Origin of the sequence: Butyricimonas sp. RTP31003st1_G1_RTP31003_210430 (genome assembly GCF_040920905.1) — a bacterium.
Classification (GTDB): domain Bacteria; phylum Bacteroidota; class Bacteroidia; order Bacteroidales; family Marinifilaceae; genus Butyricimonas; species Butyricimonas paravirosa.
Genome location: NZ_JBCOSQ010000013.1, coordinates 46,888 through 60,973, shown reverse-complemented (window position 1 = coordinate 60,973; position 14,086 = coordinate 46,888). Strand labels below are relative to the sequence as shown.

General features: G+C 42.8%; 10 protein-coding genes. 7 read left to right on the top strand and 3 right to left on the bottom strand.

The genetic code is table 11. The features are described from left to right. Positions 1–125: 125 nt before the first annotated feature. Positions 126–1,337: a dicarboxylate/amino acid:cation symporter gene (locus AB5542_RS05950; RefSeq protein ID WP_279038428.1), complete on the bottom strand. Its 1,212-nt coding sequence runs from the start codon at positions 1,335–1,337 to the stop codon at positions 126–128. 64 nt (positions 1,338–1,401) lie between these two features. Between AB5542_RS05950 and AB5542_RS05945 the strand changes: the two genes are divergently transcribed. Next, positions 1,402–2,322, top strand: coding sequence for a DMT family transporter (locus AB5542_RS05945; protein ID WP_270544005.1), 921 nt, complete (start codon positions 1,402–1,404; stop codon positions 2,320–2,322). A 13-nt stretch (positions 2,323–2,335) separates the two neighbouring features. Here the strand turns inward: AB5542_RS05945 and AB5542_RS05940 are convergent, their stop codons facing one another. Both AB5542_RS05940 and AB5542_RS05935 read right to left on the bottom strand, forming a co-directional pair. Then, the gene (locus tag AB5542_RS05940; protein WP_270544006.1) at positions 2,336–3,235 is read right to left on the bottom strand and encodes an energy transducer TonB; all 900 of its coding nucleotides are present in this window, start codon (positions 3,233–3,235) and stop codon (positions 2,336–2,338) included. Between the two features lie 50 nt (positions 3,236–3,285). Further along, a complete protein-coding gene (locus AB5542_RS05935) occupies positions 3,286–4,215 on the bottom strand; it encodes an energy transducer TonB (RefSeq protein ID WP_279038429.1) in 930 nt (309 codons plus the stop codon). 207 nt (positions 4,216–4,422) lie between these two features. Between AB5542_RS05935 and AB5542_RS05930 the strand changes: the two genes are divergently transcribed. The 6 genes from AB5542_RS05930 to AB5542_RS05905 all read left to right on the top strand — a co-directional run bounded on the left by AB5542_RS05930 (position 4,423) and on the right by AB5542_RS05905 (position 14,070). Continuing rightward, entirely contained in the window at positions 4,423–4,998 is a 576-nt protein-coding gene (locus AB5542_RS05930; RefSeq protein ID WP_279038430.1) for an RNA polymerase sigma factor, read from the top strand. Between the two features lie 67 nt (positions 4,999–5,065). Further along, positions 5,066–6,229 carry a FecR family protein gene (locus tag AB5542_RS05925; RefSeq protein ID WP_279038431.1) on the top strand — a complete coding sequence of 388 codons (1,164 nt, stop codon included), beginning with the start codon at positions 5,066–5,068 and terminating at the stop codon, positions 6,227–6,229. Positions 6,230–6,318: 89 nt separating this feature from the next. Next, positions 6,319–7,569 (top strand): hypothetical protein, encoded by a 1,251-nt coding sequence (locus AB5542_RS05920; protein ID WP_279038432.1) that lies wholly within the window; start codon positions 6,319–6,321, stop codon positions 7,567–7,569. Positions 7,570–7,598: 29 nt separating this feature from the next. After that, positions 7,599–11,264 (top strand): SusC/RagA family TonB-linked outer membrane protein, encoded by a 3,666-nt coding sequence (locus AB5542_RS05915; RefSeq protein ID WP_279038433.1) that lies wholly within the window; start codon positions 7,599–7,601, stop codon positions 11,262–11,264. Between the two features lie 11 nt (positions 11,265–11,275). Further along, entirely contained in the window at positions 11,276–12,772 is a 1,497-nt protein-coding gene (locus AB5542_RS05910; RefSeq protein ID WP_279038434.1) for a RagB/SusD family nutrient uptake outer membrane protein, read from the top strand. 17 nt (positions 12,773–12,789) lie between these two features. Next, positions 12,790–14,070, top strand: a complete 1,281-nt coding sequence (locus AB5542_RS05905) for a hypothetical protein (RefSeq protein ID WP_279038435.1) — start codon at positions 12,790–12,792, stop codon at positions 14,068–14,070. The last annotated feature ends 16 nt before the right edge of the window (positions 14,071–14,086 follow it).

The following is a 14,086-nucleotide window of genomic DNA, read 5'->3' as shown; positions in this document are numbered from 1 at the left end:
CGCTATATATAATAGCGTTTTAATAGGGATTTAATAGCGTTCTAATAGCGCTTTACACGATAGTGATCCGGAAGTAATCATATATTCATTTTCATTTTATGTATTAAATCGGACTGAATACCAGATCATTCCACCACGACCACCTCTTCTAGTTCTTCCCGAGTCCCCGTGTGATTACTTTTCTTGTTGATCCAGTCCATAATCACGGCAATCGCACCATCTCCCGTCACGTTACAAGCCGTACCGAAACTATCCATCGCGATATACAAGGCGATCATCAACCCCTGAGCCGTCTCGTCAAATCCCAGCATGGACTGCAATAACCCCAAAGCCGCCATGATCGCACCGCCCGGTACCCCCGGGGCTGCCACCATCGCGATTCCCAGCATGAAAATAAACCCGGCCATCACCCCGAAAGAAATCGGCATCCCCGACATCAACATAATCGCCATGGCACAAGCCACGATTTTCATCGTGCTACCTGACAAATGTATCGTGGCACAAAGCGGGATCACGAAAGCGGCCAATTCCCGGTTGACACCATTCTTTATCGTTTGCTCCAACGTCACGGGAATCGTTGCCGCAGAAGACTGTGTTCCCAAAGCCGTCATATAAGCCGGTAACATATTCCGGAACAACCGGAACGGATTCTTCTTCGATACAATCCCGGCAATAAAAAATTGGATAAACAACAGAACGATCGTCAAGAAAAATATCATCACGATAATTTTCACAAACACGCCCAACACACCCGAAACCTGGCCGGAATTTGAGATATTTAGGAAAATACCGAAAATGTAAAGCGGCAACAAAGGAATAATCACCCCCGTGATCACCTTGTTGATAATATCTTTGAAATCCTCCATCGCTCCTTTCAACGTGGCCCCGTTGATAACCGACATTCCCAAACCTAGCGTGAAAGCCAAAACCAAAGAAGTCATCACGTCCATCAAAGGGGGCATCATCACCGTGAAATAGGGAGCCAAAGGTTCCACCGCCGCTGTTTCCAGCGGTTGCAACTCGGCATCTTTCAATAGCCACGGATAACTCAAGTCACTGGCAAAGTAAGTGAAGAACCCCGAAAACAAGGTAAATCCATACGCCAGCAAGGCAGTTATCAACAACAATTTCCCGGCCCCTTTACCCAAATCGGCAATACCCGGAGCCACCAACCCCAAGATCAACAACGGGATGATAAAACCGAGAAAATTACTAAACAAACCATTTATCGTTAAGAAAATTCTTACCAGCCAACCGGGGAAGAAAAGTCCGCACGCTATACCCAAAGCAATCGCAATCACGATCTTTGGTAATAATCCTATCTTCTTTTTTTTCATACGCCCATCTATTTATATTAAAAATAACCTTACATTCGCATAACAATATAAGAATCATGAGCCTATGACAAAAGATAAATGGCATGGCCACATAGCCATCTTCGCCGCGAACATCCTCTTTGGAATAAACATTCCTATCGCCAAAACCTTAATGCCGGAGTGGATTGATCCTGTAGGCCTCACGTTCCTACGTATGTCATTCGGGGCACTCGCCTTTTGGGCGGTTTCCCTATTTACCTTAAACGAGAAAGTTGGTAAAAAAGATTTACTAATCCTGTTTTTTTGTGCCATTTTAGGTACAACTGTTAATCAACTTACATTCATTGAAGGACTTGGAATGACCTCCCCGATTGACGCCGGATTGATCGTCACGATGAATCCCGTAATGGTGATGCTTATTTCGGCATTGGTTCTAAAAGAACCGATTACTTCCAAGAAGGCGGGTGGGGTACTGATCGGGGCCTGCGGGGCGCTATTGATCATCTGGCAATCCTACACGATAAACCAAGGACACGGCGGTTCGTTGATGGGCAACCTACTTTGTTTTATTAGCGTGGTGAGTTACGCGACTTATCTCGTGATTTCGAAACCGATCGCCCAGCGCTATTCTCCGGTCACCTTGATGAAATGGATGTTCCTGTTCTCAACGATCCTCATGCTCCCGTTCAGCATACAAGACGTGGTAAACGCTAAACTATTCTCGGCAGAAACTTCTCTAAGCGCTTTAGCCAGCCTTTTCTATGTGGTATTTTTCGCCACCTTCCTCGCTTACCTGTTCATCCCGATTGCCTTGAAACGCATCCGCCCCACGACAATCAGCATGTACAATTACGCACAACCCCTGGTTGCAGCTACCTTAGCCATTCTCATGGGGCAGGATAAGCTAACTTGGGATAAACCTGTTGCTGCCCTTCTAGTATTCACGGGGGTCTATCTCGTCACACAGAGTAAAGCCCGGGCGGATATGGGAAACGGGGCGAAGTGATCGTTACCGGCCTCTATTGCAATTTGAAACTGATGGGTACGGTCATGCTCCTTCTCACGTACTTCTGGTGAAGCGGACACCATGCGGGAATAAATTTCGGGGCTGATTTCACGATCCGAACAGCCTCCACGTTAAGACTGTAGGCACTACCTTTCACAACTTGCACGTTTGAAACAGCCCCGTCAAGCTCCACGGTGAAGCTAACAACAACCTGCCCTTGCCAGTTATTTTGTAGTGCATCCTTCGGGTATTTCACATTCTCACTAATCCACACAGCAAAATTCCCTTGAGCGAACAAGGGTGCCCGCACGTAATGCACGCATTTAAATTCATCCTTCTCAATCACCTGAGTGGGGGAACGGGAAACGGCAGGTAAGATATATTTCATAAAATAGCGAACATGGTCGTCTCGATCCATCACCTCACGTAGTTTTGCCTCTTTCAGAATATTCAGATGGGCAAACTTCGGAGCAGCAACGATGTATTTATGAACAAATTTCTTGGGCCCGATTTCTTTCAACATTTTCATTTCCATATCATAAAAATGACGGAACACGCTCTCCAAAACGTTAGCTGTCGTTTTTTGTAACCCCGCATACTTGATCACGTCAATCGCATACCGGGGAGCGTATTCATCCGCCCGCTCCACTCCCGTACACCGCCAGTTATAGGTTCCCCTATCGCCATTACGATATAATGCCATCCGTTCCTTCAAATGTTCCGGATTCTCCTCCTCTTGAATCTCCGACAAAGGAATCTTTGCTTCCTCGTCCAGCATTTGAAGATAGTTTTCATACGATAGTGAATTCGTCCGACTAATTGACACTTGGGCAAAAGCATTAGCGGACAGCACCCAGAAACATAACAAAAGCATAAAACCTTTCTTCTTTAAACAACTAATAACAAACGCCATAGAACACAATTTACAATTTAATTCAGTATTATCTTTATTTGACAAGAAAACTATTGAAGTTGGAAATTTATCGGAGCTGTATAATAAACAGCTACTTTCCGTTTATGGATCGGACATATCAACGGAGCGAAAGACGGTAACCGGCGCATGACCCGCACAGATTCCGCATCCAAGCTCGGGTCCACGCTTCGAACCACATGAACATCGGAGATACTCCCATCCGTGTTAATCAGGAAACCCACGACCACCTTCCCCTGAATATTACGCTCCTGTGCCATCATCGGGTACTTCACTTCTCTTACAAGCCAGTTCTGTATCTCCCCGATTCCCAGTAAAGAAATATTCAGATGATAAAAACATTTACAAGAACAAGGCTCGTTATCGTCGGGCTGGTGGGAGATTCTCATTTCTTCCATCAAATCACGGAAATACAACACGTGTTGTTCAGGATTCATACATTCCCTTATTTTCGCCTCTTCCAAGATATTCAAATGAGCGAATAACGGTGATAATTCCGCATATCTTTTCATCAGATCCCTCTTTCCCATTCTCTTTATCAGTTTATCTTGCTCAAGGCTTTTCCATTTGTACACGGCCTCCAATTTTTTCTGTTGTTCTTTATTCAACTTGTATTCCCGAACAAAACCCACAGACGCTCTCACATTATACGACGGACTCATCCTATCGAGTGCCAATTTCAAAGCTCTTCCCCCACCTCTCAAGAATTGTTGTTTCTGTGCCACGTACATCTGTATGATTGCCGGATCCGTCTCTTCCTGAATATTTTCCAATGGGACCTTTCCTTCCCGGTCTAACATAGCAATAAATTCATCATACGAATAAGATTCAGCCACAGCATAAGCCGTCGTGTTGCCATCCGACCGCCCCGATGCGTTCAAGCCCCCTGCATTCAAAATACAACAAAATAAAATCACGTACAATTTGTACCATTTCCTAGGGAGAAGATTAATTATTTCCATTTCTAGCATAATTTTAACACACAACTTGCATAAAAGTATAAATAAATATGGAATAATCCCAGCCATTAAAAAATAATTACATTCGAACACCCTTATTTTTATTCTGATAACAACATTTCCATACAACAATTCAAAATAGTTTTTATCTTTTAGTGATGCTATTTATTCATTTATCTTTAAATTTGTAGCAGGATAAGATGTGTGATCATGATTATTAGCGAGAAAGATTTTCAGCAATTCGTCAAAGGAGATGAGAAATCCTTTGAAACCATTTTCTGCCAGTATTACAAAACACTGGTATCATACGTCATGCGTCATGATTTAGTAGCCATGGAGGCCGAAGATATTGTCCTCGAAACATTCCACCATATTTGGCTAATCCGGGAAGAATTAAAATCTCCTGCCGCTCTCCATTCCCTACTTTTTACCGCCACGAGAAATCGCACACTGAACGTGGCCCGTAATCTCAAAAACCGCCAAAAGATCATAAACGAAAACTATTCGGAACAAGAAGAAACGGAAGAGGCTTACGATTACTTGATAGAGGAAGAGATGAGTCGTTTACTGGACGAAGCCGTCAGCCAGTTACCCAAACAATGCGAATTGGTTATTGTCGGACTACTCGCCGGAAAAACTCTTCAAGAGATTGCAGAAGAAATGCAAATATCCATCAACACAGCCAAGACATATAAACTACGTGCCATCCAGTCCTTACGGGAATTACTGAAAGATACACCTTTCCTTGTCTTGCTTATCCTGATACGAAGTAATGGAAAAAATTAAAAAAAACTTCTCCATTTTGTCACCGGAATAAAAAGTTGCGGGTTTATAGAGTAAAGAACAAATCACTATGGACCCAATTATACAGAAACAGTGGATTGCATCTCTCATGTTAAAAGAGAATACCGTCGGATTAAACGAGGCAGAACGAGAGGAATTAAACCTCTGGCGACAGGCTGATCCCCGGAACGAGAGAACATATACCCGCCTACACGAAAAAGATTATAAAAAAGATCTATCAAGATACCGACAGATTGATGTCCAACATGGTTTAGAACGGTATCGAGAACGGTACACTCAAAAGAAAACACGCTATCTGGCAAAATGGTATTGGAGTGCTGCCGCCGTGGTGTTCATGATAGGTATCGGTTCTATCTTTTTCTTTCAAAAAACAGATCATACAGCCCCGCAAGAAAGCATTGTTCCCGGCAGTTCAAAAGCCATGCTGGTTCTAAATAATGGCAATATCATTAATCTTTCGGATAAAACTCATGACGAGATCGTGACCACAGAAGAGTTGATCATCCGGAATAATGGCACGGAACTCCAATACGCAACCACAGAGAACGCAACCAACAAGCACGCCAATAATTATAACGAATTGATCGTTCCCAAAGGCGGAGAATATACCCTTACCTTATCGGACGGGACAAAAGTATGGTTAAATTCCCAGAGTAAGTTAAAGTACCCCGTCGCTTTCAACGACACAAACCGAGAGGTATATTTAGAAGGAGAAGCCTATTTTGAAGTTACAAAAGATCCCCATCATCCTTTCCACGTGAATGCAAAGGATCGGGTGACGATCGAGGTACTCGGAACATCTTTCAACGTGAGAAGTTATCCCGATGAAACGAAAGTCGAAACGGTATTGGAGGAAGGTTCCGTAAGGATGAGCAAGGGCAAAGAAAAAGTTACGCTTTCCCCCGGGTATAAAGCTGTTTATCAACCGGAGAAAGGAATTGAAACGACAAGTGTAAACACGGAATTATACACGGCATGGAGACACGGACAATATATTTTTGTCGATGAAAGTGTAGAAAATATATTAAAACAACTTTCCCGATGGTATAACATTGAAGTCTTTTACAGCAATGAAAAAGCGAAATCCGTTATATTTAGCGGGGATGTACGGAAATATAATGACATTACCACGTTGCTGGAAGCCATGGAAATTGCCGGAGGAATACATTTCAAAATAAACGGGAATACATTAATCGTCAGTTACAAGGAATAACAACCAATAAAACATATTGAATTTTAGCGCTTTATAAAACGATCGTTTTATGGGATTACCATAAATATGCAATTTTAAAAAACAAGTTTATGAAAAAAAACAGTCTGATATTCATCTTAAACATGATTATCCTATTAGGCTTATTCTCCTGTTCGGATAACGATGAAATTGATCGCTCGAATCAAATTCAATTATACGGAGAAAGCTACCTACTGGAAAAAGGAGCTATCTATCATGACAATAATCACACGGTTATCGCTATTAATGATTACACGTTTGAAGATCGTTATCAAGGGGCAAACGGGGAACAAGTAGATCGCATTTCCGGATTCAGTGCCGAGGTAAAAGAGGAACAAACGGGGAATTTTCTCATCGGCCTATATGAAGGGAGCTTTATCATCAGTGATATCACGAATGACGCGAGAGGAAGCGGTGCCTGTATTTGCTTGCGAATAGCCTCTCCCGATCCGGACAAAATCGTTGCCGGAAAGTACACGTACTCGTTGAATCACGATGAATACACGTTTAAAGGGTATTCCAGTGTAAATTACAGCACAAGCGAGGATGTCACCCCGAATGAATTAACCGAGGGAGAGGTACACATTTCCCAAGAGGGCGACACGTACACGATCACGTTCAAGTGTGAAACCAGTTTTGGCGGACCTGTTGAAGGATCATACACCGGACCATTGAAATCGATAGACATCCGTAAAGAGTATGAAACCACAAACTTCTACAAAAATATCAAGTTAGAGGCCTTATATGATGAAGTCAATTACACGGATGGCGACGGGATTCCCCAACGGGAGCCGGATTACCTGCGAGCAACTTCTTTTTTAGTCAGTTCTTCTCAACAGGTGTACACGGCTAATCTTTATAAAGATTTAGCGGAAAGTGCCAAAAAAAGTATTGATGTTGCCCTAGCTTACGATAGAGCCAACCAAGCTGTATATTTTGAATCCCCGATTAAAATGAGAGCCCTCTTGTGGCACAACACGTACCAAAGTGAAAAATTGTTTAATTATAGTTTTGATTTACCCTGCCATACTCAATATATGCCTGCCCCGGCTGATTTTACAAACGAAGATTTCGAAAAGCTCTCTCGGCAGGAAGATTTCGGATTCGCTTTCACAGAATCAAAAACGGCCATCCCGGTCACCGCGACAACACCATGTTTTGTATTCGTGCAGACCGGTAACGGTTTAAAAGGAGTAATCCGGATTAACAGTATCATTCCTGAAGGTACAGAAATCATTGGAGGGATCACGTACCCTGTCAACCCGGCAATCACGATCGACATGAAGTTTCCTCGCAGTTTTTCAGAACAAAAGATCAGATAAGCATACACGACCCAATAACAATGTTTATTATGGAAAAAATACATCATACCGAACAACATTATAGATTACCCATCTACTCGAAATCCATTCTCCTTGCCTTGCTCGTGTTTTTTTCGGTTCTATCGACAAAGGCCATGAGCGACGGGACAAAATTAAATCTGTCATTCAAGGATGCCTCTCTGGCCCATATTCTAAAAGAAATCAAGAAACAGACACAATTCGATTTCATGTACAACGCACAAGAAATCGATACGGAGCAAAAGCTCTCGGTTGAATTAAAAAATGTGTCTCTTGATTCTGCATTAAAAGTTTGTCTTAACCCGTTTAAGCTGACTTATGTCATCAAAGACAAGATCATTATTTTAAAGCAACAAAAACAGATCTCTCATCTCGTCCGCACCAATATCAGCGGGATCGTGAAGGATAAACAAGGGATGCCACTACCGGGTGTCGCCGTCATTTTACAGGGAACGACGTTGGGGACGGTTACCCATCCCGACGGACGGTTTCAAATCACAGTTCCGAATGAAAAATGCACGTTGAATTTCACTTTCATCGGAATGAAAGCCGTGCAACGTGAAATTGACGGGGAACAGTTTATCTCGGTTATCATGGAAGAGGATGTTGCAGAACTGGACGAAGTGGTCGTTACCGGAATGGAGACGATCAAAAAAGATTACATGACCGGAAGTGCATCCGTGATCACGGCAAAAGACATCCGATCTCAAGGGATTACCTCTATCGACAAACTACTGGAAGGAGCCATTGCCGGACTGAATAGCACGACACTGTCAGGAGCCCCGGGTACCCGATCCAGAATCACGATTAGGGGTGAAAATAACCTGTCCGGACGAACGGAGCCCCTTTGGATCGTGGACGGCCTTCCCCTGATGAGCGGGGTACCGGAAAACAGCACCGGAGATTATGCCGGAACCATCATGCAGGACGGGGTCGGGAACATCATGCCGGAAGACATTGAATCCATCACGATTTTAAAAGATGCCTCGGCTGCATCCATCTATGGTGCCAAAGCTGCAAATGGGGTCATTGTTATCACGACTAAAAAAGGATTCCGTTCAAAAACACAATTCAACTATACCGGGAATTATAGCCTGTCGGAAGCACCGAGGTTACACATGGACTTCATGAATTCTCGTGAAAAATTACAATATGAACGGGACATCATGGATACTTTTGGACTAACCTTCGCGAAAAGCACGGGGCGAGGTGGTTATCTTTACAAACAATTACTGGAAGGGTATATCACACAAAAAATATATGACGAAGAAATTAATAAACTAAGAAACACGAACACGAACTGGTTCAAGGTTCTATTCCGTACCGCACAGTCTCATTCCCACAATTTAAGCATACGGGGTGGTTCTGAAGAAATGACATATTACGCCTCTGTCAATTACCAAGAAAAGAACGGGATTCTACTTTCAAATAAATATTCCAATGCCGGGATACTAATGAAGTTGGACTACCGACCCATCAAAAATTTAATTCTCGCCTTAGACATTAATGCTAACATCCGGAAATCAAGAGATCACGCATCAGCAATTGATCCCTTCAAATATGCCGTATTCGCCAATCGCTATGAACGTCCTTATGATGAAAACGGGAATTACGCTGCCGATCTGAGCTATCTCGGGGCAAATTATACCGAGACAACCGCTTCCGGTTACAAATACGATTCTTTCAACATTCTTCGGGAATTAAACGAAACTAAATCCGCTGAAGATGGCTTGGATGCCAGCCTAACATTTAATATCCGTTACGATATTATTCCCGGCCTTGCCATCTCTTCCATCATCCGGAAAGGAGCCAGTTATAACACAAGTACCAAAACGATAGAGGCCGGAACATATACCTCGTATGCCCAAGAATCCTTTGCCAAACAGGTATTCAGTAACCAAGAAGTCATCCCTTCCGAGTATAACAATGGAGAATTATCCGAATCATCCGGTAAAAACTTTAACTGGTCAATCCGGAACCAGATTGACTACTCGTTCAATATCAAGAACGAACACCTATTTACCGTTTTGGTGGCCCACGAGGTGACATCCAAGAAATTCAACAATTTCGGGTACACTTCTCCCATGTATTATGGAGACTATCGTATCACGGGAGTTCCCAATTTCGACATCGATGTTGATTACGAGACATTACGTTCACAAATTAACGATATGTTCAACACTTCCATTGGTCAAGACAGGACGGTTTCATTCTTAGGATCTTTCCGCTACGGGTATAAAGACCGGTACGTGTTTAACTTCAATTACCGGGCAGATGGAGCCGATGCCATCGGTGATGCAAACCGTTTTACCCCGTTATGGTCTGTCGGACTGAGATATAACTTACATCACGAGAAGTTCTTCAAAAATAGCATTATTACAGAATTATCCATCCGGGGTTCCTATGGATATACCGGAAATATTGACCGAACCGCCTACCCGTTTGCCACGATCACGCTAGGCAGTGACACGTATGAAGGCAATCGTTTCGCAACGAACTTTACTTATCCGAATCCATCTGTAAACTGGGAGAAAAAACTGGATCGGAATTTCGGCGTGGACATCACGTTCTTTAAAGGGAAACTAAATTTCACTATGGATTATTATAATAACCGGACAAAGAATATTCTGGAAAACCTGACTATTCCAATCTCCACGGGACGCCCCACGGTGAAAGCTAATGGGGGAACCGTTGAAAATAGCGGGCTTGAATTCTTTATCAGTTCCAGATTGATAAACACGACAAATCTAACGTTTAGTGTCTCAACAAATATTGCTCGTAACAAGAATGTCATTATTCGTTCCGAGCATGATTACGCCTCGTATTCAGAGGCCATTAATTCCAGCTCTATCAAAGGAGGGATTGTAAACATCGTCGGAAGGGAAACCGGAGCCATCTATGGTTGGAAAACTGCGGGAGTTGACCCGTTATCCGGTAATCCCCAGTATTATCTTACCCCTAACGGGAAAAGAGCTTACGCTCAACTATTGGATAAATGGGACAATCTGATTAAGCCAGAAAAAGAAAGCTATCAAGCAAGTGGAGCCGTTCCCTCGCTAACTTCCGTACCGGACTATGTTGCTTATAACCGGGAAGCTGGGAGTGCGCCTCAATATTTTACCTCTTCCATGCAATATCTTGGTCGTTCCAACCCCAAATACGTGGGAGGAATCAACACGTACTTGCGTTACAAAAATCTAGAGTTCTCAACCCAATGGAGTTACAAGATCGGTCATATTATTCCTTCTTTTAACGATCTTCAGAACGCACCTAATAATAACGCGAATAGTGCATTAGCCCCATCCGCAAGTTACTCCAGCGACCTTGCCGTATCGTCCACCAACAGGGAACGCCGTTACCTATCTTTTTGGAAGACAAGAGGAGATGTCACAAACATTGCCCGTTTCGTTTCTTCAGGTAATGATTACTGGGCAGGAATGGCAACATCCGACAAATACGAGAAAGGGGATTACATCCGCCTGACGAATATCAGCTTGAGTTATCGTCTCCCCGCACATTTGGTACAACGTTTTGGAATGAAGAATATGTCACTTTCATTTAACGCGTACAATTTACTGACTTTTACCAAATACAAGGGGATGGATGTGGGAACCGGAGGCTCATTCGCTTATCCTACCGCTAGAGAGTATAACATCAAATTATCCGTAGGCTTCTAAAAATTAATCACATGAAAAAGATATACATATTAATTGCCTTGACAAGTTTATTATTTATCCAAAGTTGTGATAAATTTCTTGACCTGAAACCACAGGATATACAGGTCGTTAGCAAAGTGGAGGATTACCGGGATCTTCTAGCCAGTTATATGCGGCTATTAAAAACCACCGATGGCAGTCAAAAACCGGTATTAGGAAGCACTTTCTTATATCCGAAATTCCATGTTGCAGCCGAATTTGCCTATAAAACCGGGGAACTCACGATTAATAAAAATTCAACCAGTTATTATGATGCCAATTTAGGAGAATATAATAATAGCGGCGTAAAGATCATGACATGGATGGAAAGCGATTATGAACTTTGGGACAGATTTTATTCATTTCTAGGACCGATAAACATGATCATCGATGGGATTACAACAGCTGAAGGAGACGATGAGAACCTGCGCAATTATGTCAAAGGCGAGGCTCTGGTTTGGAGAGCTTATTCTTATTTCAAATTGATACAATATTATTCCCCTTATAAAGAGGATGATTACGGTATTCCCGTTTTCCTGAAACCATACGATGACCCGGGAAACGCCATGCCACAACGAGAAAAACAGAGAGACGTGTACAGACAAATTCTTGCCGACTGCCAAGAGGTTATAGACCTTATGGCAGAGACTCCTTCCAATCAATGGAATTGTGCCTACGAACCCCGATTTATTTACGGGATGTTAGCCAGCATTTATTGCTATAAAGCCATGTCCGCCGCGGCAGAAGAGAACGACTGGCAACAAGCGATTACCTACGCTGACAAAGCTATTGCCGGACGTAGTTTCGTACGGGATCAGTCCGTATATGACGCCATGTTCGATACCCCAGCCCAACAGACATTCAGGAATGATGAATTTTACCTGCGTCTCGTAGATGGAAGAAACGGTCAAATTGCCAACTTTGCCGACACGTATTTTCAAACCTCAGAGTGGGGTCCCGCAGAGGCGAACCCTTCCCAAGAGTTCTATGCCCAATATAAAGAAGACGATGTGAGGAAAAAGACGTTCTTCAGGACCAAAACAGATGGGAAGATCATATTTGATAAATATAATATATCCAATGATCCTATGGCATTTTTAGGTGCAGGCGGGATTATCATGCCTTTCCGCTTGGCTGAAACTTATCTGATTAAAGCCGAGGCATTACATCGCTTGGGGAAAACGACAGAGGCGAGAGAAGTCCTTGACGATTTCAAACAAGGACGCTACCTTGATGTCGAAGGGTCCTACACGGAATCCGACCTTCTGAACGAGATTCTAAAAGAACGAAAACTGGAATTTTATCACGAACAGGATATGTGGTGGCTGGACATGAAGCGTTTACAGACCCGCGTGGAAAGAATTGTTAATGGGACCATGTATATCTTAGAACCTGACGATTTTCGCTACAGTTTGCCTATCCCGCAAAGTGAAATGTCAGCCAACAAGAATATGGTTCAAAATCCCGGTTGGAATGAAATCAGTCTTTAATCCTTAATTTGAAAAACATGAAAAGATTTCTATATTCAATAACAGCCCTCCTCGTCGGATGTGTGTTTTCCTGCACTCCGGACAAGTATGAAGTCGTGGAAATGGGGACCGTGGACATGAGTTCTATCAAAGAAATAAAATTACGAATGAATCATTTTCAAGTGTTGGCTGACGGAAAGGCCCAACTTGAATTCTGTCCTCTCTTGATCACGGAAGACGGCTTTGAAGTACAAGACGGCAGAGTTGATCATACCCAAATAGAGTACTATACCTCGACAGGAGAAACTTTATCCAAAATATACTCAACTTCCGACAAATCCCTTATCGGCCAAGAAATTAAAGTTTACGCTAAAATCAAAGGCCAAGATGTCACTTCCAATACGGTAGCTTTCTCAGTTGCCGATCCTTCAATTTTAGATACCTATACCGAAATCACGGTTCCTATCGTATTTCATTTGGTTCAATCCAATAACGACATTATCGAATATGGCGGGGAGATTCCTCAAGAAAGAATCAACCTATTGCTAGATAAGATCAACAACACGTTCTCCGGAGCTGTTAGTCAAAATGCCATGGGAGTCGATACCAAAATAAGATTCAAAGCGGCCCTTTATGATCCTTCGGGCAATAAATTACGGGAACCCGGAATTAACCGGATTCGTGTAGATGAAGTCAGTGATGTAGCGAACGATCAGTACAAGACGTTATTGGCAGAACAAAAAGCATTGTGGCCATACGACAAATACTTGAACGTTTGGCTGATTTCTGACCGGAATAATGAATACACGTCTTTCCATTCCACGATATCCACCCAGTGTATTCCTCGCTATGTTTACTCGGGAACAGACCTTTCCGAACAACCGGAAGGACTGGCATTGGCAGACCAACCTGCAAACTGGGCACCGGTTGCCAATGAAATCGGTATTCTGTATAAATTACAGTCTATCCAAACAATGGTTCGGAGTTTCATGAAAAGTGATAATGAATTTGTGAATTGCTTCGGGTTTTATTTAGGCTTACTTCCCACTTGGGAAACCTATATTTTCTTTGGGTATCCTGAAGATTATTGTACTGATACACAGAAATATTGTGGCTATGATACCGAAGGTTATCAAAACAATACCACACAATACAAATTAGTCGGAGATTGTTTTTTCCTTGCTGAAAATATTATGGATGATCCCGTAGGGGTCCACCGTTCCATCAGTTTGCAACAAAGCATACGAATGCGGTGGGTTTTGAATAACTGTCCGGAGCGTTCGGCATGGAAATCAGACTTCGCATTTACAGGCAAATAAAAGCATTGTTAAAATA

What these genes read in the sequence shown, in the direction of transcription:
- AB5542_RS05915 (WP_279038433.1), top strand. Translation starts at nt 7,599, where the DNA reads ATGGAAAAAATACATCATACCGAACAACATTATAGATTACCCATCTAC.
- AB5542_RS05905 (WP_279038435.1), top strand. Translation starts at nt 12,790, where the DNA reads ATGAAAAGATTTCTATATTCAATAACAGCCCTCCTCGTCGGATGTGTG.
- AB5542_RS05930 (WP_279038430.1), top strand. Translation starts at nt 4,423, where the DNA reads ATGATTATTAGCGAGAAAGATTTTCAGCAATTCGTCAAAGGAGATGAG.
- AB5542_RS05910 (WP_279038434.1), top strand. Translation starts at nt 11,276, where the DNA reads ATGAAAAAGATATACATATTAATTGCCTTGACAAGTTTATTATTTATC.
- AB5542_RS05945 (WP_270544005.1), top strand. Translation starts at nt 1,402, where the DNA reads ATGACAAAAGATAAATGGCATGGCCACATAGCCATCTTCGCCGCGAAC.
- AB5542_RS05920 (WP_279038432.1), top strand. Translation starts at nt 6,319, where the DNA reads ATGAAAAAAAACAGTCTGATATTCATCTTAAACATGATTATCCTATTA.
- AB5542_RS05950 (WP_279038428.1), bottom strand. Translation starts at nt 1,337, where the DNA reads ATGAAAAAAAAGAAGATAGGATTATTACCAAAGATCGTGATTGCGATT.
- AB5542_RS05925 (WP_279038431.1), top strand. Translation starts at nt 5,066, where the DNA reads ATGGACCCAATTATACAGAAACAGTGGATTGCATCTCTCATGTTAAAA.
- AB5542_RS05935 (WP_279038429.1), bottom strand. Translation starts at nt 4,215, where the DNA reads ATGGAAATAATTAATCTTCTCCCTAGGAAATGGTACAAATTGTACGTG.
- AB5542_RS05940 (WP_270544006.1), bottom strand. Translation starts at nt 3,235, where the DNA reads ATGGCGTTTGTTATTAGTTGTTTAAAGAAGAAAGGTTTTATGCTTTTG.